The sequence below is a fragment of the Streptomyces flavofungini genome (assembly GCF_014650815.1).
Lineage (GTDB): Bacteria > Actinomycetota > Actinomycetes > Streptomycetales > Streptomycetaceae > Streptomyces > Streptomyces flavofungini.
The window spans coordinates 53,907-76,408 of the sequence record NZ_BMVR01000015.1 but is presented as its reverse complement, the minus strand read 5'-3'; the positions used below and the strand labels follow the sequence as shown (position 1 = coordinate 76,408).

21 protein-coding genes are annotated in these 22,502 nt (G+C 72.0%); 9 read left to right on the top strand and 12 right to left on the bottom strand.

The features are described from left to right. Nucleotides 1–14: 14 nt before the first annotated feature. The gene (locus IE274_RS31665; protein WP_372447169.1) at nucleotides 15–1,619 is read right to left on the bottom strand and encodes a diaminobutyrate--2-oxoglutarate transaminase family protein; all 1,605 of its coding nucleotides are present in this window, start codon (nucleotides 1,617–1,619) and stop codon (nucleotides 15–17) included. A 767-nt stretch (nucleotides 1,620–2,386) separates the two neighbouring features. Between IE274_RS31665 and IE274_RS31660 the strand changes: the two genes are divergently transcribed. Both IE274_RS31660 and IE274_RS31655 read left to right on the top strand, forming a co-directional pair. Next, a complete protein-coding gene (locus IE274_RS31660) occupies nucleotides 2,387–3,610 on the top strand; it encodes a trypsin-like serine peptidase (protein WP_190119375.1) in 1,224 nt (407 codons plus the stop codon). 361 nt (nucleotides 3,611–3,971) lie between these two features. Further along, nucleotides 3,972–5,180 carry a trypsin-like serine peptidase gene (locus IE274_RS31655; protein ID WP_190119374.1) on the top strand — a complete coding sequence of 403 codons (1,209 nt, stop codon included), beginning with the start codon at nucleotides 3,972–3,974 and terminating at the stop codon, nucleotides 5,178–5,180. A gap of 129 nt (nucleotides 5,181–5,309) precedes the next feature. Here IE274_RS31655 and hflX read toward each other — a convergent pair whose 3' ends face one another. From hflX to miaA, 6 genes are all read right to left on the bottom strand, one after another. Continuing rightward, complete coding sequence (hflX, locus tag IE274_RS31650; RefSeq protein ID WP_190119373.1) at nucleotides 5,310–6,800, bottom strand: GTPase HflX; 1,491 nt, start codon at nucleotides 6,798–6,800, stop codon at nucleotides 5,310–5,312. Nucleotides 6,801–7,108: 308 nt separating this feature from the next. After that, on the bottom strand, nucleotides 7,109–8,611 hold the full coding sequence (locus IE274_RS31645; protein WP_190119372.1) for a M1 family metallopeptidase: 1,503 nt from the start codon (nucleotides 8,609–8,611) through the stop codon (nucleotides 7,109–7,111). Between the two features lie 173 nt (nucleotides 8,612–8,784). Further along, a complete protein-coding gene (locus IE274_RS31640) occupies nucleotides 8,785–10,932 on the bottom strand; it encodes a RelA/SpoT family protein (protein WP_190119371.1) in 2,148 nt (715 codons plus the stop codon). Between the two features lie 252 nt (nucleotides 10,933–11,184). Then, complete coding sequence (dapF, locus tag IE274_RS31635) at nucleotides 11,185–12,081, bottom strand: diaminopimelate epimerase (protein WP_190119370.1); 897 nt, start codon at nucleotides 12,079–12,081, stop codon at nucleotides 11,185–11,187. A gap of 151 nt (nucleotides 12,082–12,232) precedes the next feature. Next, entirely contained in the window at nucleotides 12,233–12,724 is a 492-nt protein-coding gene (locus IE274_RS31630) for a hypothetical protein (protein ID WP_190119474.1), read from the bottom strand. A 107-nt stretch (nucleotides 12,725–12,831) separates the two neighbouring features. Next, complete coding sequence (miaA, locus tag IE274_RS31625) at nucleotides 12,832–13,770, bottom strand: tRNA (adenosine(37)-N6)-dimethylallyltransferase MiaA (RefSeq protein WP_190119369.1); 939 nt, start codon at nucleotides 13,768–13,770, stop codon at nucleotides 12,832–12,834. Nucleotides 13,771–13,952: 182 nt separating this feature from the next. On the opposite strand from miaA, the gene IE274_RS31620 reads away from it, so the two are divergent. Both IE274_RS31620 and IE274_RS31615 read left to right on the top strand, forming a co-directional pair. Then, nucleotides 13,953–14,267 carry a hypothetical protein gene (locus IE274_RS31620; RefSeq protein ID WP_190119368.1) on the top strand — a complete coding sequence of 105 codons (315 nt, stop codon included), beginning with the start codon at nucleotides 13,953–13,955 and terminating at the stop codon, nucleotides 14,265–14,267. Nucleotides 14,268–14,292: 25 nt separating this feature from the next. Next, nucleotides 14,293–14,586 (top strand): antitoxin, encoded by a 294-nt coding sequence (locus IE274_RS31615; protein ID WP_190119367.1) that lies wholly within the window; start codon nucleotides 14,293–14,295, stop codon nucleotides 14,584–14,586. A gap of 240 nt (nucleotides 14,587–14,826) precedes the next feature. Here the strand turns inward: IE274_RS31615 and IE274_RS31610 are convergent, their stop codons facing one another. Beyond that, on the bottom strand, nucleotides 14,827–15,579 hold the full coding sequence (locus IE274_RS31610) for a class III extradiol dioxygenase subunit B-like domain-containing protein (RefSeq protein ID WP_190119366.1): 753 nt from the start codon (nucleotides 15,577–15,579) through the stop codon (nucleotides 14,827–14,829). Between the two features lie 129 nt (nucleotides 15,580–15,708). After that, nucleotides 15,709–17,250 carry a tRNA (N6-isopentenyl adenosine(37)-C2)-methylthiotransferase MiaB gene (gene miaB / locus IE274_RS31605; RefSeq protein ID WP_372447167.1) on the bottom strand — a complete coding sequence of 514 codons (1,542 nt, stop codon included), beginning with the start codon at nucleotides 17,248–17,250 and terminating at the stop codon, nucleotides 15,709–15,711. A 98-nt stretch (nucleotides 17,251–17,348) separates the two neighbouring features. Between miaB and IE274_RS31600 the strand changes: the two genes are divergently transcribed. Then, nucleotides 17,349–17,885, top strand: coding sequence for a GNAT family N-acetyltransferase (locus tag IE274_RS31600; protein WP_190119365.1), 537 nt, complete (start codon nucleotides 17,349–17,351; stop codon nucleotides 17,883–17,885). A gap of 20 nt (nucleotides 17,886–17,905) precedes the next feature. Here IE274_RS31600 and IE274_RS31595 read toward each other — a convergent pair whose 3' ends face one another. The 3 genes from IE274_RS31595 to IE274_RS31585 are packed head-to-tail and all read right to left on the bottom strand — an operon-like array spanning nucleotide 17,906 to nucleotide 19,514. Continuing rightward, a complete protein-coding gene (locus IE274_RS31595) occupies nucleotides 17,906–18,268 on the bottom strand; it encodes an Asp23/Gls24 family envelope stress response protein (protein WP_190119364.1) in 363 nt (120 codons plus the stop codon). After that, a complete protein-coding gene (locus IE274_RS31590) occupies nucleotides 18,265–18,981 on the bottom strand; it encodes a hypothetical protein (protein ID WP_190119363.1) in 717 nt (238 codons plus the stop codon). The genes IE274_RS31595 and IE274_RS31590 overlap by 4 nt, the downstream gene beginning before the upstream one ends. After that, a complete protein-coding gene (locus IE274_RS31585) occupies nucleotides 18,972–19,514 on the bottom strand; it encodes an RNA polymerase sigma factor (RefSeq protein WP_190119362.1) in 543 nt (180 codons plus the stop codon). Before IE274_RS31585 ends, IE274_RS31590 begins: the two co-directional genes overlap by 10 nt. Nucleotides 19,515–19,914: 400 nt before the next feature. Between IE274_RS31585 and IE274_RS31580 the strand changes: the two genes are divergently transcribed. From IE274_RS31580 to IE274_RS31565, 4 genes are all read left to right on the top strand, one after another. Continuing rightward, on the top strand, nucleotides 19,915–20,430 hold the full coding sequence (locus tag IE274_RS31580) for an Asp23/Gls24 family envelope stress response protein (protein ID WP_190119361.1): 516 nt from the start codon (nucleotides 19,915–19,917) through the stop codon (nucleotides 20,428–20,430). A gap of 113 nt (nucleotides 20,431–20,543) precedes the next feature. Next, the gene (locus IE274_RS31575; RefSeq protein ID WP_190119360.1) at nucleotides 20,544–20,729 is read left to right on the top strand and encodes a hypothetical protein; all 186 of its coding nucleotides are present in this window, start codon (nucleotides 20,544–20,546) and stop codon (nucleotides 20,727–20,729) included. Beyond that, complete coding sequence (locus IE274_RS31570) at nucleotides 20,726–21,895, top strand: DUF6286 domain-containing Asp23/Gls24 family envelope stress response protein (RefSeq protein ID WP_190119359.1); 1,170 nt, start codon at nucleotides 20,726–20,728, stop codon at nucleotides 21,893–21,895. Before IE274_RS31575 ends, IE274_RS31570 begins: the two co-directional genes overlap by 4 nt. After that, nucleotides 21,892–22,476 (top strand): alkaline shock response membrane anchor protein AmaP, encoded by a 585-nt coding sequence (locus IE274_RS31565; protein WP_190119358.1) that lies wholly within the window; start codon nucleotides 21,892–21,894, stop codon nucleotides 22,474–22,476. The genes IE274_RS31570 and IE274_RS31565 overlap by 4 nt, the downstream gene beginning before the upstream one ends. Nucleotides 22,477–22,502 lie beyond the last annotated feature (26 nt).

Sequence of the window (22,502 nt, the reverse complement as noted above, 5' to 3'; positions counted from 1 at the left end):
GTGAGTCGCTGTGGTCATGGATGGTCCGGTGCGAGTCTGCCGTCGGTAGTGCGGCGGTGGGAACGCTCCGCCGCGGTGAGGGCATCGGCGAGTCGGTCGAGGACCGCGGTTGCCTGTTCGTCCGTGATGGTGAGGGGAGGCAGGAGACGCACGACGCTGGAGTGCCGTCCGCCGAGTTCGACGATGAGCCCGCGGCGCAGACACTCGCGCTGTACGGCGGCGGCCAGTTCGGGGGCCGGTGGGTGCGGGCGGGTGTCGGGAAGGCTGTGCGGCTGGTGGCGCTGAGGGTGATTGTGCCGGTGTGGGTGGGGGTGTTGGTACTGGGGGGCCTTGGGAGGCCCGGCGGGGTCGGTCGTTGGACCGTACGTGGGAGGGGGTGTCAAGGAGTCCAAGTGCCGGGTGGGGGGCGCGGGTTGAGCCCGCTCCAGGTCCACAAGTTCGAGGCCCAGCATCAGGCCGCGGCCGCGGACGTCGCCGACGCAGGGGTGGTCGACAGCGAGGGAACGGAGGCCTGTGAGCATGCGGGCGCCGAGGGTGGCGGCGCGTTCGGCGAGGCGGTTCTCGCGTACGTAGGCGAGGGTGGCGGCGCCTGCGGCCATGGCGAGTTGGTTGCCGCGGAAGGTGCCCGCGTGGGCGCCGGGGGGCCAGACGTCGAGGTCGTCGTGGTAGACCACGACGGCGAGGGGCAGGCTGCCGCCGATGGCCTTGGACAGGACGAGGACGTCGGGGACGATGCCGCTGTGCTCGACGGCCCAGAAGGCGCCGGTCCGGCCGACGCCGGTCTGTACTTCGTCGGCGATGAGGGGGATCCCGCGGGCAGCGGTGATGTCGCGCATCCGGCGGAGCCAGGCGTCGGGGGCGGGCAGGACGCCGCCCTCGCCCTGGACCGGTTCGAGGATCATGGCGGCGGGGTCGGGGACGCCGGACTTGGAGTCGTCGAGGAGGTTCTCGGTCCAGCGGGCGGCGAGTTCGGCTCCGTCGGGGCCGCCGATGCCGAAGGGGCAGCGGTAGTCCTGGGGGTAGGGCAGGCGTGTGACGCGGACGTCACGTGCGCCGCCGGATGCTTCGAGGGCTCCTGCGGTCATGCCGTGGTAGGCGCCGGTGAAGGCGAGCAGGCCTTCGCGGCCGGTGGCTGTGCGGACGAGTTTGAGGGCCGCTTCCACCGCGTCGGTGCCGGCGGGGCCGCAGAACTGGATGCGGGCGCGGTCGGCGAAGGCGGGCGGGAGGGTGCGGAACAGTTCGGTGGTGAAGGCGTCCTTGACGGGGGTGGCCAGGTCGAGGACGTGGAGTGGGGCTCCGGAGTCGAGGACGCTGCGGATGGCTTCGAGCACGACGGGGTGGTTGTGGCCGAGGGCGAGGGTGCCGGCGCCGGAGAGGCAGTCCAGGTAGCGCTGCCCGTCGGCGCCCTCGATGGTCATGCCGCGGGCACGGACGGGCACGATCGGCAGGGCACGCGCGTAGGTGCGCGCGGCGGACTCGCGGGCGGACTGGCGGCGCAGGATGCCTTCGTGCGCGCCGCCTGCACGCTTGCCCCCTTCGCGCGAGCTGACTTCGTGTGCGCCTCTCTCGCGCGTCCCGCCATCGAGCGCGCCCGGTTGGTGCGTGTCGGCTTGGCGCACGCCGGGTTGATGCGCACCCCCTGCGTGCCCGCCACCTTCGTGCATGCCCTCTTCGTGCATGGCCTCCTCGCGCATACCCCTTTGATGCACGCCCATTTCGTGCTGGTGCGCACCTCTTTCGTGGGAATCGTCGCCACAGCCGCCGCCTTCACAGGGACCACCCGCCCCCGCGGCACCGTCACCCGCCCCGCGGGCCCCCGATGTCCCAGACATCACAGATACCCCCGAGCCCTCGGCCCCCTCCGAGGCCGCACTCCGTGCGGACTCCGTCACACCTTCACGCTCCGCGGCCCCCGCCGCGATGTCGCCCTCCGCGGGCAGCGCCGCGGGAGCAGGCTCGGTCACGGCCACGGCTGTTGGTCCTCCCGCTGGGACTGGGCGCGGGCCCGCCGGATGCGGGCCGGGCGCGCGAGCGAGTTGGCGCGGGGGCTGAACGCACGCTGCGTGTCCCCCGTACGTACCAACGACGACGCGGGCGCGGGATCACGGGTGTACGGAAGATCCTTGCCGTGACGGAACCGTTGCCGTTCCGTCGGCCGTCCCCAACGGCACCGGCATAGTGTGGGGTGCCGTTCATCAGCACCAAGGTGTTCCGCACCGCGGGCAAACCGGGACGTTCAGCACCACGAACGACCGGGCGCCCGCCCGCACGGACATCCGGGCGCCCCGTATCGGGTGCGCAGCGATGGCCGCCGCCGTACGGCATGACGTACGGCACACGATGTACGGCATTTGGAACGATTTCGAGGCCCAGGGGGATTCTCACCATGCGACCCATACGTCCGCTCTTCAACTCCCGCAGTGGGAGGAGCGCGCGCGGCAGGACCCCCGTGGCGGCCGCCGTCGCTCTCGGCGCGGCGCTCGTTTTGACGGCGACCGCCTGCGGCCCGAGTGACGACAAGGCAGACGACTCGTCCGCTTCGCAGCCCGGCGACAAGGGCGACGACAAGATCCAGCTCCCCGGCGACATCCAGGACCGGCTCAAGGAGCACGGCATCGACCTGGACAAGTGGAAGGACGGCGCCTGGAAGAACTGGGACAAGGACGACTGGCTCCGCGAGGCGGGCGACTTCGTCAACCCGATCATCGAGGACCTCTGGGACCCGGACCGCATGCGGGACGCGGACAAGAACCCGGACCGGGGCGTCGACGAAGGTGACATCTCCGGCGACCAGGGCGTGACGGACCCGACGCCGAAGCCGGTCCAGGCCGCGGGCGTGAAGACGCCGTACCACGACCAGGTCCCCGCGGCCGGGAAGCTCTTCTTCGACGGCCCCGAGGGCTCGATGGTCTGCTCGGCCACGGTCGTCAAGGACCCGAAGAACCCGGGCAAGTCCAACATGGTGTGGACCGCCGGTCACTGCGTGCACGCGGGCGCCAAGGGCGGCTGGTACCGGAACATCGCCTTCGTCCCGTCGTACAACGACAGCGGCACGCCCACCGCGGAGCTGCAGGGCAAGCCCAAGGAAGAGGTCGCTCCGTACGGCGTCTGGTGGGGCGACTGGGCGCAGACGTCCGACCAGTGGATCGAGCAGGGCGGCCCGACGGGCGGCAAGGGCGCTCCGTACGACTTCGCGGTGATCCATGTGACGCCGGAGAAGGGCAGTGAGGGCAAGTCCCTGGAGGAGACCGTCGGCACCGCGCTGGCGGTGGACTTCGACGCTCCGGCGGTGCCGAAGATCAAGGACATGACGGCGACCGGCTACCCGGCGGCGGCGCCGTTCGACGGCCAGAAGCAGTTCCAGTGCGCGGACAAGCCGGGTCGGCTGTCCCTGAGCAAGCCCGACCCGACGATGTACCGGATCGGCTGCACCATGACCGGCGGTTCGTCCGGTGGTGGCTGGGTCACGGAGGGCCAGGACGGCAAGCCCGCACTGGTGTCCAACACGTCGATCGGCCCGGTCACGGCCGGTTGGCTCGCGGGTCCGCGCCTCGGTGACGAGGCCAAGGGCATCTACAACGCGGTCAGCAAGAAGTTCGCGGGTCAGTAACGCGCGACCGGCGGGGCCGAAAGGCACGCCGCGCGGTGAGTTCGCCCACAAGCGCCCGCTGTCGGGCGAACTCACCGCCAGCGGGTCCGCCTCCCCTCCGGAGGCCGACCCCACCCACTTCGTCCGCGTACGCGGACCGCACGTCGACCGCTTTGGGCGGGTACGGCGACCACCTGGTACGCCCACGGCGAGCACCCGTACGCGTACGAGAATCAGGGCGGCGAAACCTTCACTACCTCGCCGCCGTTCGTCCCCAATTCCACAGGCATAGTGGGAGCTCACGTCGGCCCGGGCGGCGGACGCCACGCCCACGCCTGACACGCACATGGCAAATACACGTTCCTACGGGGGTTACAGCTACATGCGTTCCATTCGTGCGCCCTTCGCGCGCAGCCGCGGCCGTCGCGTCGCGCTCGCCGTCACCGGGCTCGCCGCGACCCTGGCGCTCACCGCCACGGCCTGCGGCCCCAGCGACGACAAGGCGAGCGACAAGTCGGACAGTGGCGCGGCACAGGAGGCGGACAAGGGTTCCGACTCCGGCGCCGGTCTGCCCGGCGACCTCGCCGACCGGCTCAAGGAGCACGGCATCGATCCTGACAAGTGGAAGGACGGTGCCTGGAAGAACTGGGACAAGGACGACTGGCTGCGCGAGGCCAAGGACTTCGTGAACCCGGTCATCGACGGGCTCTGGAAGCCCGAGCGGATGCAGAAGGCCAAGGACCCGAACAAGACGATCGCGTCGAAGGACGCGACCGCCGACCAGGGCGCGACCGATCCCGACCCCTCGCCGGTCCAGGCGAAGCCGGAGAAGACGCCGTACCACGACAACGCGGCGCCGGTCGGCAAGATCTTCTTCGACTCCCCCAAGGGCTCGATGGTCTGCTCCGGCACGGTCGTGAAGGACCCGCGCAATCCGGGCAAGTCCAACCTCGTGTGGACGGCGGGCCACTGTGTGCACGCCGGTTCCGAGGGCGGCTGGTACCGCAACATCACCTTCGTGCCGTCCTACAACGACCTGGGCAAGTCCGAGGCAGCGCTGAACAACGCGGCGCCGCAGGAGATCGCGCCGTACGGCCAGTGGTGGGCGGACTGGGTCTCGACGTCCGGTGAGTGGATCGACCAGGGTGCCGCTTCGGGTGGCGCCGGCGCTCCGTACGACTACGCCGTGATGCATGTGAAGCCGCAGGAGGGCACCAAGTCCCTCGAGGAGACCGTCGGCAACGCGCTGGAGGTCGACTTCTCGACGCCGTCGGCGCAGAGCGTGGCGTCCATGGGCGCCTGGGGCTACCCGGCCGCGCCGCCGTACAACGGCCTGATCATGCACAAGTGCATCGACAAGCCCGGCCGTCTGTCGCTGGACCCGGCGAAGCCGACGATGTACCGCATCGGCTGCACCATGACCGGCGGTTCGTCCGGCGGTGGCTGGTTCCGGGTGGTGGGCGACAAGTCCCAGCTCGTCTCGAACACGTCGATCGGCCCGGCCGACAACACCTGGCTGGCGGGCCCGCAGCTGGGCTCCGGCGCGAAGCAGGTCTTCGACATGATGAGCGAGAAGTACGGGTCTCAGTGACCCGGCCGCTGCTTGGATCGCTGTGACCCGGCAGACGTTCGGGTCGCGGTGACCCTGGAGCTTTCACGGTGAAGGCCCCGCCCCCTGCGAGAGGGGGCGGGGCCTTCACCGTTCGGTGCATGTCCGGTGTCAGCGTGCCGCCGGAACGTACGGCGCGAGTTCCGCCGCAAGTTCCTCGTGCACCCGCGCCTTGAGCAGCGTGCCCTCGGGCGTGTGCTCCTCGGAGAGCACTTCGCCGTCGGCGTGCGCACGCGCCACGAGCTTGCCGTGGGTGTACGGCACGAGGGCCTCGATCTCGACCTCGGGCCGCGGCAGTTCGGCGTCGATGAGCGCGAGCAGCTCCTCGATGCCGGCGCCGGTGCGCGCGGACACGGCGATCGCGTGCTGCTGCGTGCGCAGCAGCCGCTGGAGGACCAGCGGGTCGGCCGCGTCCGCCTTGTTGATCACCACGATCTCCGGCACGTCCGTCGCGCCCACGTCCCGGATGACCTCGCGCACGGCGGCGAGCTGCTCCTCCGGCACCGGGTGCGAGCCGTCCACCACGTGCAGGATCAGGTCGGACTCGCCGACCTCCTCCATCGTGGAGCGGAACGCCTCCACGAGGTGGTGCGGCAGGTGCCGGACGAAGCCGACCGTGTCGGCCAGCGTGTACAGCCGGCCGCTGGGCGTCTCCGCCCTGCGGACCGTCGGGTCGAGGGTGGCGAACAGGGAGTTCTCCACCAGCACACCCGCGCCGGTGAGGCGGTTGAGCAGGGAGGACTTGCCCGCGTTCGTGTACCCGGCGATGGCGACCGAGGGCACCTTGTTGCGCTTGCGCTCCTGGCGCTTGATGTCGCGGCCCGTCTTCATCTCCGCGATCTCCCGGCGCATCTTCGCCATCTTCTCGCGGATCCGTCGCCGGTCCGTCTCGATCTTGGTCTCACCGGGGCCACGGGTTGCCATGCCGCCACCGCCGCCGCCACCCATCTGACGGGAGAGCGACTGCCCCCAGCCGCGGAGCCTCGGCAGCATGTACTGCATCTGCGCGAGGGCGACCTGTGCCTTGCCCTCTCGGGACTTGGCGTGCTGGGCGAAGATGTCGAGGATCAGGGCGGTCCGGTCGACCACCTTGACCTTGACGACGTCTTCGAGGTGGATGAGCTGGCCGGGGCTGAGCTCACCATCGCACACGACGGTGTCCGCTCCGGTCTCGAGGACGATGTCACGCAGCTCCAGGGCCTTGCCGGAGCCGATGTACGTCGCCGGATCGGGCTTGTCGCGGCGCTGGATGACGCCGTCGAGCACGAGCGCGCCCGCGGTCTCCGCGAGAGCGGCCAGCTCGGCGAGGGAATTCTCCGCGTCCTGAACCGTTCCGGAGGTCCAGACGCCCACGAGGACGACGCGCTCCAGGCGGAGCTGTCGGTACTCGACCTCGGTGACGTCCTCGAGTTCGGTGGAGAGTCCCGCGACGCGGCGCAGGGCCGCGCGCTCGGAGCGGTCGAACTGCTCGCCGTCCCGCTCTCCGTCGATCTCGTGGCTCCAGGCGACGTCCTCTTCCATCAGGGCATCGGCCCGAAGACCTTCGGGGTAGTTCTGCGCGAAGCTCTGTGCGTCCTGGGAAGGGGAAGAAGAGGAGGTCATTGGGTCCTTTACGTCGATGGGATCCGATACGGAGAGCGCCTGCGGGCATCCTTCGCCCTGCCGCACCGCGTGTGCACGATTCGCACCGCGTGCCACAGCGCCACCCGTCATGTTCGACAACGCTCACAGCCCGCCGGAGATTCCCCGGACCAGCCGGGACCGCCCCTGAGATGTCCCCGAGGGGATCTCCCGGACGGGCCGCGCCGTCGACCTGACGATGGTCGCACGGTACGGCCCGTCTCGTCACCTGAGTATTTCGTGCCGGGTGGCACGCGCTCCCCAGGCCCCGCCCGCCCCGAGGGCCGGGTCTACTTCTTGCCCGGCGCAGTCTTCTTCTCCGGCGGCATCGACGTCCAGTCGGGGTGCCCCGGCATCGGCGGCGTCTTCGCCCCGTACAGCCAGGCCTCGAAGAACCCGCCGAGGTCCCGTCCGGAGACCTCGGACGCGAGCCGTACGAAGTCGGCGGTGGTCGCGTTCCCATCACGGTAGGTGTGCACCCAGGCCCGCTCCACGGCCTCGAAGTCGGGCCGCCCGATCTCCTGGCGCAGGGCGTAGAGCACGAGCGCGCTGCCGTCGTACACGACGGGCCGGAAGATGCTGATCTTCTCCCCCGGCCGGGGTCCCTTGGGTGCGGCCGGAGGCCCACCCGCCGCGCGCCAGCTGTCGGAGAGCCGGTAGGCGTACCGCATGCGCTTCTCCAGCGGCTGCTTCGCCTTCTCCTCCGCGTACAGGGCCTCGTACCAACTGGCGTGCCCCTCGTTCAGCCACAGGTCGGACCAGGTGCCGGGGCTCACGCTGTCGCCGAACCACTGGTGCGCCAGCTCGTGCACCATGATCGATTCCACGTACCACTCGGGGAACTCCGGCCGCGTGAACAGTTCCTTCTCGAAGAGCGACAGCGTCTGCGTCTCCAGCTCGAAACCGGTCGTGGCGTCGGCGACCAGCACTCCGTAGGTCTCGAACGGATAGCGGCCGATCTTGTCCTCCATCCAGGCGATCTGGTCGGGGGTCTTCTTCAGCCAGGGCTCCAGTTCCTTGCGGTTCTTCGTGGGCACGACGTCCCGTACGGGGAGGCGGTAGGGGCCGGTGCGGTGCAGCACGGTGGAGCGGCCGATGGACACCTGGGCCAGCTCGGTCGCCATCGGGTGCCGGGTGCGGTACGCCCACGTGGTGGTGTCCGCGCGGCGCTCCTCGGCCAGCGGCAGGCCGTTGGCGACGGCGGTGAGGCCCTTGGGGGCGGTGACGCGGAAGGTGAACTGCGCCTTGTCGGCGGGGTGGTCGTTGCACGGGAACACGCGGTGCGCCACGTCGGCCTGGTTGGCCATCGCGAGCCCGTCGCCGGTGCGCACCCAGCCGCCTTCGACCTCGCCGGACACCGGGTCGCTGGTGTGCCGCACGGCGATCCGCAGGCGCTCGCCGGGCTGCACGCGCGCGTGGGGCGTGACGACCAGGTCCTCACCGGCGGTGGTGAAGTCGGCCGGGACGCCGTTCACCTCGACGGAGCGGACCTTGCCGTGGGTGAAGTCGAGGTTGACGCGCTCCAGCGGCGCCGTCACCTGGGCGTCGATCTTCGTGAGCGCGTCCAGGGGCTTGCTGTTGTCCCCGTGATAGGTGAACGCGATGTCGTACGACGTCACGTCGTACCCGGGGTTGCCGAGGTGCGGGAAGAGCCGGTCGCCGATGCCGAGCGGGGCGGCGGGCTGCGGGGCGCTCGCGGCGAGCAGGGCGGCGGAGGTGGCGGTGGCGAGGACGGCGACGGCGATGCGGACCGTCTTCGGCCGGGACGCCTTGGTGCGCGGGGTGAGGGGCATGAACTACGGCTATCAGCGCACGCCTTCCGCGTCGGGACGGCTCGCGACGGGCCCACCCGAACGAGTCGGCGCTGTTTCACCGACGCGCGCCGCCACGGGCACCGAAGAGCACCGCGCCGCCACGCGCGCCGAAGAGCACCGTCAGGGCCCCCGGAGAGCGCCGAAGGACACGATCAGGGCGCCGCGGCCGCCCGGTGCTGCGCGCGGGTCACGTCGTACACCCCGGGCACATTGCGCATGGCGCGCATCAGGCCCGGGAGGTGTGCGGCGTCGGGGAGTTGGAGCGTGTACGTGTGGCGTACGCGCTGTTGGCTCGGTGGTTCGACGGTCGCCGAGATGATCGCGGCGCCTTCGAGGGCGATGGCTTCGGTGAGGTCGGCCAGGAGGTGCGCCCGGCCGAACGACTCGGCGACCAGGGTGACCCGGCACTCCGTGGTGTCCCCCCAGCGCACGCCGACCTCCGGGCGCCCCACCTGCGTCATGCGCGCCACCGCCGGACACGTGATCCGGTGGACGGTGACCACACCGCCGCGTACCGCGAAGCCGGTGATCTCGTCGGGCGGCACCGGCGTACAACAGCCCGCGAGCCGCACGGTGGCGCCCTCGCGGTCGACGACCACGTTCTCCGCCGCCGGACGCAGGGCCGACGAGACCTGGGGCCTCGGGGTGGAGACGGGCACCGTCAGGGCGGCCGGGGGCGGGGAGTCGGCCTGGGGGGGCGGGGCGTGGGCGGGCGCCGGGTGGGTGGTGAGCCAGCGCCGGATGGCGATCCGCGCGGCGGGGGTCCGGGCGTGGTCGAGCCAGTCGCGTGAGGGCCCCGACGTCAGGTCCTGGCCCATGAGCAGTTGCACGGTGTCGCCGTCGCGCAGGACCGTGCTGAGCGTCGCCAGGCGGCCGTTGACGCGTGCGCCGATGCAGGCGTGCGCGTCCTCGCCGTACTGCGCGTAGGCGGCGTCCACGCAGCTCGCGCCCGCGGGCAGGCCGAGCGTGCCGCCGTCGGTGCGGTAGACGGCGATCTCGCGGTCCTGGGCGAGGTCTTCGCGCAGCGTCGACCAGAAGGTGTCGGGGTCGGGTGCGGCCTGCTGCCAGTCGAGGAGGCGCGAGAGCCAGCCGGGGCGGGTGGGGTCGGCGCGCTCGCCGTCGGGCGGCTGCTCCTCGGAGGGACCGGCGTAGGGGTTGTGCAGGGCGACGACGCCCGCTTCGGCGACCCGGTGCATCTGGTGGGTGCGGATGAGGACTTCGGCTACTTCGCCGTCGCCGCGGGCCACGGCCGTGTGCAGCGACTGGTACAGGTTGAACTTCGGAACGGCGATGAAGTCCTTGAACTCCGAGACGACCGGCGTGAAGCAGGTGTGCAGTTCGCCGAGCACTCCGTAGCAGTCGGCGTCCTCGTTCACGAGGACGAGCAGGCGTCCGAAGTCGGCGGGACGCAGCTCGCCGCGCTTGCGGTGCGCGCGGTGCACGGACACGAAGTGGCGTGGCCTGATGAGGACTTCGGCGGCGATGCCGGCTTCGCGCAGGACGCCGCGCACCTCTTCGGAGATGTCGGCCAGCGGATCGGTCCCGGCCTTCGCCTTCGCCGAGATCAGCTTCTTGACCTCGGCGTACTCCTCGGGGTGGAGGATCGCGAAGACGAGGTCCTCCAACTCGCTCTTCAGGGCCTGCACGCCGAGACGTTCCGCGAGCGGGATGAGGACGTCGCGGGTGACCTTGGCGATGCGGGCCTGTTTCTCCGGGCGCATCACGCCGAGGGTGCGCATGTTGTGCAGCCGGTCGGCGAGTTTGATCGCCATGACGCGGACGTCGTTGCCGGTGGCGACCAGCATCTTGCGGAAGGTCTCCGGCTCGGCCGCGGCTCCGTAGTCGACCTTTTCCAGTTTGGTCACACCGTCGACCAGGTAGCAGACGTCGTCGCCGAACTCCGCGCGCACCTGATCGAGCGTCACATCCGTGTCCTCGACGGTGTCGTGGAGCAGGGACGCGGTCAATGTGGTGGTCTCGGCTCCGAGTTGGGCCAGGATCAGCGTGACGGCGAGCGGGTGTGTGATGTACGGCTCACCGCTTTTGCGCATCTGGCCGCGGTGCGAGGACTCCGCGAGGACGTAGGCACGGCGCAGCGGCTCCAGATCGGCGTCCGGGTGGTGTCCGCGGTGGGCCTCGGCCACATGGCCGATGGCGTCCGGGAGGCGGTCCCTCGCGGCGGGGCCGAGGAGTGCGGCGCGGCCGAGTCTGCGCAGGTCGAGGCGGGGGCGGGTGCGCCTTCGCTGGGTCGAGGACGTCGTCGGGCCGGGCGTCGCGGGATTCGTCGCCTCCGCACTCATGGGCACCTCCGGCAGCTCCGACCGGCGGTGAGCGGACGGCAGCCTGCTCCGTCCGGGCCGGTGCTTGATGCTATCGAGCCCATCACGTGGTGCTGACCCGCTCTCGCCGAGCGTGAAACGGATCACCCATTCGAGCGACAGTTCTGTGGAGTGTCGTTTCGACTGGGACGAGCGGGATTTCGACCCGGGCGCGCGGCCGGGGCCGGGCGGTGCGCCCGCCGTCCCGTGTGCGCCGTGCGGCCGGGTACGCCATCAGGCCGCCGCTACGGCCGCCGCCAGCCAGTCGGCGTCGATCTCGCCCTCGGCCACGATCACGGCGGGGCCCGTCTTCTCGATCTCGCCGTCGGGCCGCTCGGTGATGACCAGACGCCCGCCGAGCACGTCGACGGTGTACGCCACCGGAGCGCCGGTCACGGCCGGGTCCAGGCCGTCCCTGCGTGCCGCGGCGACGGCCACCGCGCACGCGCCCGTGCCGCAGGAGCGGGTCTCGCCCGCGCCGCGCTCGTACACGCGCATGGCGACGTGGCGCGGGCCGCGGTCGACCACGAACTCCACGTTCACACCGTCCGGGTAGGCCGTGGCGGGGCTGAACGGCGGCGGGGTCAGGAGGCGGCCCGCGTGCGCGAGGTCGGCCACGAACGCGACCGCGTGCGGGTTGCCCATGTTCACGTTGCGCGCGGGCCACTGGTGCTCGTCCACGGAGACCGTGACGTCGCCCTCGGGGAGCACGGCCTTGCCCATGGCGACGGTGATATCGCCGTCGGCGGCGCCGCCCTCGGTGGCCTTGGCGATGTGCACGCGCTTCACACCGCCGCGGGTGGCGACGGCCAGGTCGCCCTCGCCGACGAGCCCGGCACGCTCCAGGTAGCGGGCGAAGACGCGCACGCCGTTGCCGCACATCTCGGCGACCGAGCCGTCGCCGTTGCGGTAGTCCATGAACCACTCGGCCTCGTCGGCCAGGTGCCGCGCGTCCGGGTGGGCGGCGGAGCGCACGACGTGCAGCAGGCCGTCGCCGCCGATGCCCGCGCGGCGGTCGCACAGGGCGGCGACAGCGGCCGGGGGCAGCTCGATGGCGTTGTCGGCGTCGGGGACGATCACGAAGTCGTTCTCGGTCCCGTGCCCCTTGAGGAAGGCGATCCGCGTGCTCATCCCTCGATCGTACGGGGTGGGTACGACAGCCTGTCGGGGGCCGTCCGCGCGATGCGGTGCCGGAGGCTTGACGCGGTCCCGCGCGTGGGGGCGGGTCCTGAGCCGGGCCTGCGCGTCGGGGGCCTGAGGAGTTGCTGCCGAGGGCCGGGCCTCAGCGGAGCCTCGCCACCCGCCACACCGCGAGCACCGCGGCGATCGCGACGACCAGGGTGTACGCGGACACGACCCGCCAGTCCGGCCGCCGCCCGGAGCCACGCTCCGGCAGCCCCGGCCAGGTGTGCCCCACGCGGCGGGCGGCCATCATGCCCCAGCCCGCGGCGCAGGAGCTGATGAGCAGCCCCAGCATGGCGACGACGGCGCCGCCGTCGCCGAACTCGAAGGCCAGCGGGAAGGCGAACATCAGGGAGCCGACGGCGGCGAGGATGACGATCGGCGCGAGCTGCCAGATGCGCAGCCTGCGCTGCGGCCGCAGCTCGACCTCGACCTCGGGCTCCGCCGCCAGCTCCGCCTCGGTGGGGCCGTCGTCGGTCATGCCGCCCGCGGTGATCCCGGAGCTGTCCGGTCCGTCCGGACTGAGCCGCGCGCCGTCGTGCGCGGTGTGCTGTTCGCCGTCATGTGCGGTGTCACGAGGGCCGGCCTCCATCGCCACGCGCCCTCCCACTTCGGACTCCACTGGTCGATCGATGGTCGATGATGGCACGCCGTCAGCTGCCTAGATGACCGGCGGAGCGTCCCGATGCCATCACGTGATCAGGCTGTGACCGCTCGTTCGACCAACGCCATTGCACTCCCCGGGAGTTCCCCTCGGTCGGCGACGGCGCCGCTCAGCCAGTGCACGCGTGGATCACGGCGGAACCAGGAGTCCTGGCGGCGCGCGAAGCGTTTGGTGGCGCGCACGGTCTCGGCGCGTGCCTCGTCCTCGGTGCACTCACCGGCGAGCGCCCCGAGCAGCTGTTGGTAGCCGAGCGCGCGCGACGCCGTGAGCCCCTCCCGGAGCCCCTGCGCCTCCAGCGTGCGCACCTCGTCGACGAGCCCGGCCTCCCACATGCGGTCCACACGCGTGGCGATGCGCTCGTCGAGCTCGGGGCGGGCCACGTCGACGCCGATCTGCACGGTGTCGTACACGGACTCGTGACTGGGGAGGTTGGCGGTGAAGGGCTTGCCCGTGATCTCGATGACCTCCAGGGCGCGCACGATCCGGCGCCCGTTGCCGGGCAGGATCGCGCGGGCGGCGTCCGGGTCGGCGGCGGCGAGGCGGGCGTGCAGCACGCCGGGGCCGTGCTGTTCCAGTTCCTCCTCCAGGCGGGCGCGTACGGCGGGGTCGGTGCCGGGGAACTCCATGTGGTCGATCGCCCCGCGCACGTACAGACCGGACCCGCCGACCAGGATCGGCCAGCGGCCCTCGGCGAGCAGCCGGTCGATCTCCGCGCGGGCGAGCTTCTGGTACTCGGCCACGCTTGCCGCCTCCGTCACGTCCCAGACGTCCAGGAGGTGGTGCGGCACTCCGTCGCGCTCGGCGGGCGTCAGCTTGGCGGTGCCGATGTCCATCCCCCGATACAGCTGCATCGAGTCGGCGTTGACGACTTCGCCGCCGAGGCGCTGGGCGAGGTGGACGCCCAGATCGGACTTTCCGGCCGCGGTGGGCCCGACGACGGCGATGACCCGCGGGGCGGGAGGTGCACTTCTCACCGTCCCAGTCTCGCAAATCGCTCGACGGGTGCCCGAACGAGCTACGTGACGCCACGGCTCCGGGTTCGTTGCCTGTTGCGAGGTTCCGGCCGCCGGTTTCGAGGATCGGTGACCCGGGCGACGCAATCGGACGCACCGGGTGGCGCGGGATTTCGCCCACACGAGTAACGTATGGAGTAGATATGGGCGTTTTTAGTCGGTTTCGCCGGAAGGCCAAGGGCACGGACGAAGCGTCGGCCAGCGACGCGTCGGCCGCCACCTTGACGGCCGAGCCGGAGTCCGCCGAGGAATCAGCCAAGGAGTCCTCCGAGACCGAAGCCAAGGCCGAGGAAGGCGCCAAGGACAAGGCCAAGGCCAAGTCCGAGGCGAAGGCCGATGCCGAGGACGAGGCGGAGGAATCGGCCGAGGCGGCTGCCGCGGAGGGCGTGGAGATCCCCAAGCAGCAGTCCGCGCAGGAGGCGGCCGACAACGAGGCCGGTGAGAGCGCCCGCAAGTGACTCCCCCGCGAGGGAAGGCGAATCCATGGGCTTCCTGAACCAGCTGAAGGACAGACTCGCTCCTGCCAAAGACAAGGTCTCGGGCCTCGCGCAGCAGCACGGGGACAAGATCGACCAAGGCCTGCACAAGGCCGCCGACGTGGTCGATCGCAGGACCAAGGGCAAGTACAGCGACAAGATCCAGGCGGGGACGGGCAAGGCCAAGGACGCTCTGGACCGCCTCGCCGGGACGGACGGCGGCAAGGACGGGGGCGGCAGTGCCGCTCCCCCCGACGACGCCCCGCCCCCGTCACCGCCGACGCCCCCTTCGGCTTCCTGAGCGGCTCTGGACCACCGGCGGACGGCCGTGAAGCGCTACTGGCTTCACGGCCGTCGGCGTGTCCGGGACGTGCCTCCCTGAGGGCGGTGTCGGCCGGGGCGGCGGGCTCCTGAGAACGCACTCGGCCAGGGCAGCAGGCTTCTGAGAACGCACTCGAACCGGGCAGCGGGCTCCTGAGGGCGCATTCGGCCAGGGCCGTGGCCGCCGCCAAGGCTGCGTCGCCGACCGGGCGGTCGCGCCCTACGACCAGGCCGCCACCAAGTAGCCCACCCCGTACGGCGCGTCGTCGAAGAGCAGCTCGCCGCTCAGGCCCGCGCCGTCGGCCGCGCCCGCGAGCACCTGCCAGGGCGCGCGGCCCGCGGCCTTCAGCTCCTGCGCCAGCTCCGCGTCCAGCGCCTTGAGCGCCGCCACGTCCGCCGCGCCCAGCGCCCGCGCCACATCCGCGTCGAACCCGGCGGCCCGCTCGTCCAGGTAGCCGGGCGCCTTGAGCGTGCGGCACGCGCTGGCGTCGCCCATCACCAGCAGCGCCACCCGGTCCGCGCACGCGGCGATCTCCCCTCCCACTTGGATACACCGCTCGGGCGCGAGAGGTTCCCCCACGCCGAGGCCTTCGAGCGGGGCAGCCGACCACTCCGTACGCCCAAGCAGCCACCCGGCGACGGCCAACGACACCGGAAGCCGACGCTCCGCGGCCGCGCCCATGCCGCTCATGCCGCCCGTGCCGTCACCGTCGTCCACGGAGACCTCTCCGAGGCGTACGTCGAGGTCCACGCCGAAGCCCCGGAACGAACCGCGTGTCCCCTGAAGGTGCGGTCCACGCCCCTCCTGCTCCGCGGGGCCCACGACGACGAGCCGGTCGGGCCGAGACGCGGCGAGCACCCCGATCGCGTCCGTGCAGGCCGCCCGCGCGGCATCCAGTTCCGGCGCCGCGCCCGCGGCGACCTCGGGCACGAGCAGGGGCGGACAGGGGCAGACGGCTGCGGCGACAAGCATGATCCGCAGCGTACAGACACGGCCGGCAGACGCAGCGCGCAGTGACTGCCGACGCCGATCTCCGTAGATGGCGGTCTCCGTAGAAGACGCCGGTCTCCGTAGAGGCTGTGTCAGTCGATAGAAGCTGTGTCAGTCGATGCTGCAGCCGCTCGTGGCCGCCGGGAGCGGCTCCGGGACGCCCACCTTGGGGAGGCCCAGCAGCACTCCGGAGGGCTTCGGGGCGTCAGCCGTGTTGCGCTTCTCCCAGGCGTCGCCCGCACGGGTGCGCCGGATGTCGAGCACGGCGCCCTCAGCGAGCAGGTGGTGCGGCGCCGCGTACGTGATCTCGACCGTCACCACGTCACCGGGGCGCACCTCGGCGTCGGGCTTGGTGAAGTGCACCAGGCGGTTGTCGGGGGCGCGGCCGGACAGTCGGTGCGTCGCGCCGTCCTTGCGGCCCTCGCCCTCGGCGACCATCAGCTCCAGGGTGCGGCCGACCTGCTTCTTGTTCTCGGACCAGGAGATCTCCTCCTGGAGGGCCACCAGACGCTCGTAACGCGCCTGTACGACCTCCTTGGGGATCTGGTCGTCCATCTCGGCGGCGGGCGTCCCGGGGCGCTTGGAGTACTGGAAGGTGAAGGCGTTGGCGAAGCGGGCCTCACGGACCACGTGCATGGTCTGCTCGAAGTCCTCCTCGGTCTCACCGGGGAAGCCCACGATGATGTCCGTGGAGATCGCCGCGTCCGGCATGGCGGCGCGGACCTTCTCGATGATCCCCAGGAAGCGGTCCTGGCGGTAGGAGCGGCGCATCGCCTTCAGGACCGGGTCCGAGCCGGACTGCAGCGGCATGTGCAGCTGGGGCATCACGTTCGGCGTCTCGGCCATCGCGGCGATCACGTCGTCCGTGAAGTCGCGCGGGTGCGGTGAAGTGAAGCGGACCCGCTCCAGGCCGTCGATCCGCCCGCAGGCGCGCAGCAGCTTGCTGAAGGCCTCACGGTCGCCGATGTCGGAGCCGTACGCGTTCACGTTCTGCCCGAGCAGCGTGATCTCCGAGACGCCCTCGCCGACGAGCGCCTCGATCTCGGCGAGGATGTCGCCGGTCCTGCGGTCCTTCTCCTTGCCGCGCAGGGCGGGCACGATGCAGAAGGTGCAGGTGTTGTTGCACCCCACGGAGATCGACACCCACGCCGCGTACGCGCTCTCGCGCCGCGTCGGCAGGGTCGACGGGAACGCCTCCAGGGACTCGGCGATCTCGACCTGTGCCTCTTCCTGCACGCGGGCGCGCTCCAGGAGGACCGGCAGCTTGCCGATGTTGTGCGTACCGAAGACGACGTCCACCCAGGGCGCCTTCTTGACGATGGTGTCGCGGTCCTTCTGGGCCAAACAGCCGCCGACGGCGATCTGCATGCCGGGACGCTGGGTCTTGCGGGGGGCGAGACGGCCGAGGTTGCCGTACAGGCGGTTGTCGGCGTTCTCACGCACCGCGCACGTGTTGAAGACCACCACGTCCGCGTCGCCGTCAGAGCCCTCCGGAGCGCGCACGTAACCGGCGTTCTCCAGGAGGCCGGAGAGGCGTTCGGAGTCATGGACGTTCATCTGGCACCCGTAGGTGCGGATCTCGTAGCTTCGCGCGACGGCCGCTTCGTCCACTGCTTCGTCCACTGCTCCGGTCCGGACACTGCTGCTGGTCATCCCTCAAGGGTAAGGGGGCTGCGGCAGTGGACCCTCACCCCCTTGGCCTCCGCCCAAATCAGGTGCGATCCGGGGGCCGGGCCACCTAGCTTCGGCCCATGAGCGCTTCCTTCGTCCCCGACGATTTCGTTGTCCCCCTGGAGCTGGTCACCCCGGAGTTCCGCCTGGAACCACTGGGGGCGCAGCACAACGCCGCGGACCTCGCCGCCTGGACCAGCAGCATCGAGCACATCCGTGCCACCCCGGGCTTCCAGGGGCGGAGCTGGCCTCCGGTGGACGGGATGACTTCGGAGGGGAACCTCGGTGACCTGCGCGAGCACGCGGAGGACTTCGCGCGGCGCGGCGGGTTCACGTACTCCGTGATCGAGACGGGGAGCAGGGAGGTCATCGGGTGCGTGTACATCTATCCGTCCCGTGCCGACCATCCGTCCCATGCCGACGGTTCCCACGCCGACAGCTCCCTGGCTGACGATTTCGGAACCGGCGGCTTCGAGGGCACCGACCGTTTCGTCGCCGACGTCCGGTCCTGGGTCCGGGCCGACCGGGCCGCTCTCGACGCACCCCTGTACGCAGCCGTGGACGCGTGGCTGGCCGCGCGCTGGCCCTTCGGGAAGGTCAACTACGCGCCCCGCTGACCGCGCGCTCGTCCCGGCGGTCAGACGACTCCGGTCACCGTCACCTTGACCCGCGCGGAGGCCGACCTCGGCGTCGACCCTGGTGTTGACTCCTCCAGCGCCGCCACGACCGCCGAGCGCACCGCGCGGGTCACGTCCAGGGCGCGGTGGCCTCGGCTCAGCACCACGTACACCTCGATGTCCAGCCCCTGGGCGCCCTTCCTGCGCTCCACGCGCACTCCGGAGGCCCCGGCTGCCCCAGAGGTGCCGCGCCCCGCTCCCAGGCCCACAGAGGAGCGCAGGAGCTCGGCGAGGCCGGGGCGCAGGAAGGCCACGCCTGGGGTGGCTAGGACGGCGGTGCCAACGACGTCCGCGAGTGCGCGCGGCGCTTGCTGTTCCGTCATCCCTGCCGCCCTTCGGTGTCCGCGTTCTCGGCGTTCTCGGCGTTCTCGGCGTTCCCGGCGTTCCCGGCGTTCCCGGCGTCGTCGAGCAGGTCGGCGATCACCACGTCGACCGCCGCGACCCGCATGCCCAGCTCGCGGTCCGCGGCCGCGACGATCCGCGCGCGTACCTCGTCCGCGACGAGCTGCAGGTTCCAGGAGAGGCCGACCTGTACTTCGATACGGACCCTGGCCGGTCCGCGCGGCAGCCACCCCACGGGCGGGGCCGAGGCCGGGCGGCCGGTGTCCTGGGGGTCGGCCTCTATGCGGCAGCTGCCCGCGCGGACGCCCGGCAGGGACTCCACGGCCGCCCGGAACGTCCGCGCGGCCGCCGCCTCCACGATCCACGCGTCCTCGTCGGCCTCGCCCAGCGGGAGGGTGCGCCCCGGCCGCAGTTCGAGGCGTACGACGTCCATGACACGGCCGGCCAGCGCGGCGGTGTCCCACGGGCGCTCCTGGGGCTCGTCGTCGCGCGCGCGGGCGACGACGGCCTCCAGGGAGCGCAGCGCGCGCAGCGCCTCGGCGCAGTGCGGGCAGCCGGCCGTGTGCGGATCCGGCTCGCCTGTCTCCGCCTGCTCCCACACCTGCGCCAGTTCCCGGCCACAGGACAGGACCTCGTCCTCGGGCACGTCCTCGTACGACGTCCCGCCCGGTGCCCCGCCTTCGTTCATCGCCATCCGGCCATCGCCTCCGTCAGATAGCGCCGGGCCCTGAAGACGCGGCCCCGGACCGCCTCCGGGCTGATGCCGACCGTCTCGGCGATGGACTCGTAGGGCGCGCCGTCGAGTTCCCGCAGGACCCAGCACACCCGCTGCTCCGGAGAGAGCCCCTCTATCGCCCGCGACAGGTCCTGGACGGCCGCGCGCCCCTCGGCCGCCCGCGGCGGCGACACCTGGTGCTCGGGAGCCTGCGGCTCCGCAACGCTGTCCAGGGCCGCCACCGGCTGCCGCGAACGCAGCACATTGAGACACCGGTTGGTGACGATCCGGTGCATCCAGGTGCCGAAGCGGGCGTCCCCGCGGAACTCCGGAAGCTTGCGCCAGGCGCTCACGAAGGCCTCCTGCACGGCGTCCTCCGCCTCTGTCGGGCTGCCGAGCAGCCGCGTGGCGAGGCGCAGCAGGACGGGCGCGTGCCGGTGCACGAGCGCCTCGAAGGCCTCGTCGTCACCTTCGGCGGCGCGCACCACGAGCAGCGCGTCCTCATGCGGCAACGACGCATCCGTATCCTCCGGCGCTCTGCCCCGATCCCCGGGCACACGCGGCTCCTCTCGCTTCGGTCGTCCTCATACGACACACGACAAGCCGCCCGCGTTACGCGGCGCACGCACGCTACCCGTCCGGGAAAGAAATTCCCGCGAGGCGCGTAACGGATCCGGGGCACCCGTGTCAGTGAAGGTGCGGGACCCGGTACGAAGAGGTTCGGCGCGGCGGTCCGCGGCTCGACATCTGGCGCAGAACGGATGACGCGGAACGCGCGACGGGGGCAGAACACCAACACGACCGGTCCGGCCGACGCGGCAGCACAGCCGACGTGGCCGGTACGGCCATCAGGACCCGCACGACCAACGAGACCGACAAGACCAGCGAGACCAACGACTAGGAGATGCCGATATGGCGACACAGGAGCTCACCTCGAAGTCGGCCGCTTCCACCAGCACCGAGAAGGACCTCGTCGGCGGCGTGAAGAGCACCGAGGGAGCCACCACTCTCACCGGCCGCACCGGCCCGAGCGAGCCTGCGGCCACGCGCGGCAAGACCTCGATCGCGGATGTCGTGGTCGTCAAGATCTCCGGCATGGCGGCGCGCGAGATCCCCGGAGTGCACGACATGGGCGGGGGCCTCTCCCGCACCATCGGCGCCGTACGCGACCGCGTGCCCGGCGGCCGCCCGAACGTGGGCCGCGGCGTGAAGGTCGAGGTCGGCGAGCGGCAGACCGCGATCGACCTCGACATCGTCGTCGAGTACGGCGTGCCCATCACGGACGTCGCCCACGACGTGCGCGAGAACGTCATCGCGGCCGTGGAGCGCATCACCGGCCTGGAGGTCGTCGAGGTCAACGTCGCCATCAACGACGTGCATCTGCCCGACGACGATCGGGACGCCACCGCGGACACCCGCGTGGAGTAGGGCTCGGCCCGTTGCCGGGACGCCCTTCGTCGGGACGGCCCCTTGTCGGCGCGGTCCCGACGCCCTTCCGGCTGTGTTCCGTCTGCGATGTCTTCTGCGGTGTGAGGTGAGTGGTGAACAAAGCCCTGGTGGGCCTGTTTTCGGGGATGGCGCTGGGATTCGCCGGATGGTTCGGCGGCTTCGGGGCGTTCCTGCTGGTCGCCGCGCTCGGCGCGGTGGGCTTCGTCCTGGGGCGCCTCGTGGACGACGGCATCGGCATCCGCGAGTTCCTGTCCGGCCGTGACCGGGAGCGGCGATGAGGACCCCCGCCGCGGACCGCGGTGCGACCACCGTCGCGGACCGCGCGGTGCGCCGCATCGCGGAACGCGCCGCTACGGAGGCGCTGGGCCCGGGCGAGGTCCGCGTCAGCCGGGGCTCGGCGGCCGTGCGCGGCCGCCGGGCCCGGGTGGGTGTCACCGTGGCCGTGCCCTACCCGGGCGTGCTGGACGACGCGGGCGAGAGCGTGCGCTCGCACGTCACCGACCGCACGGCCGAGCTGACCGGCCTCTCCGTGGACTCGGCCCGGGTCCACGTACGGGAGTTGTCCCTGCGCAAGGGCTCTCGTGAGGGCTCTACGGAGGGGGCGGACTACGCCGAGGGGACTGAGTACGCCGAGGGTGCCAAAGCGACCTCTACGGAGGCAACGTCTCCCGAGGAGACGGTCACGCAGGGCGCGCGGCGCCCGTGGTCCGAACGCCGCCTGCCCGTAGCCGTGTTGGCCCTCGCTGCGGCCGTCGCCTCCGGAGTCCTGCTGTACGACGTGGTGGCGGTGCACGCGGCGGACCGGTCGCCCGCGCGGTGGCGGGTGCGGCTCGTGGACTGGCTGGCCACGCACGGACCGGACGGCGGTACGACGGTGAACCTCGCTGCGGCGGCCGCCGTGTTCGCCCTCGGCGTGTGCCTGCTGGTCCTGGCGATCACCCCGGGGCAGCGGCGCCGCCTCCCGATGACGCCACCGCTGCCCGGGGTGCGCGCGGTCCTCGAACGCGGCACGGCCGCCGCCCTGTTGCGGGACGCCGTGGCGGAGGTGCCCGGCGTCACACGGGTCCGTGTGCGCGTCGGACGCCGCCGGGCGCGGGCGCGTGTGTGGCTGGGGTTCGGCGACCCCGTCACGGCCCGCCAGGAGGCCCTGAGGGCGGCACAGGCGGCTTTGGCGGAGTGCGGGCTCACGAGGCCGCCTCGGCTGGTCGTACGGCTGCGTACGGAGCCGTCGTGGCACGAACCAGCACCGCCGCCCGCCGAACCGGGGCCGGGTGCGGATGCGACGGCGCCCAGACTCGACGAGACACCCGCGACCAAGCCCGCAAGCGCCCCCGCAGCCCCCGGCCCGGACACCCGGGGCCAGCACACCCCGGACCCCAGCACCCCCGACACGACGCCACAGACCGAAACCCAGGAGCCCCCGCCAAGGAGCAGCCCCTCATGAGCGCACTCCGGAACGGCGTGAACCGCGCGACGCTGCTGTGCGCCGCAGCGGTCCTGCTCGGTTCGGGGGCCGCCCTGGCCACCACCACCGCCCCCGTCCGGGACCGGCTGCCGTCCGGCTGGCCGCGCCTCGGCACCGACCGCGTGTGGCTGGACGAGGCCGCGCTCGGGCGCTGGCGCGATCACGGCTGGTGGCCGCCCGTCGTGATCGCGGCCTTGGCCGTCGCTCTGCTGCTGTTCGTGTGCTGGACCGTCCTGGAGGTCCGCACCGGGCGCCTGCGCGTGCTCCCCCTCGGACGGGGCGGCGTCACCCTCGCGGGCCCCGCGCTGGCCGCCGCGATGGCCGAGCGCGTCCAGGCGGTCGACGGCGTGGCCCGCGCCCACGTACGCCTCATCGGCCGCCCGCACCGGCTGCGGGCCCGCATCACCCTGGTCCTGGCGGCCGACGGCTCACCCCGCGCGGTCCTGCGCGACCTGGCCGAGCAGGCTGTCTCGGAGGCGCGCGCGGCGGCGGCACCGCGCGCTCTGGAGGCGGAGGTGCGGATCAGCGTCCAGACGCACAGGACCCGCCGCATCCGTTGAACACCGTTGCGATCCGTCGAACACCG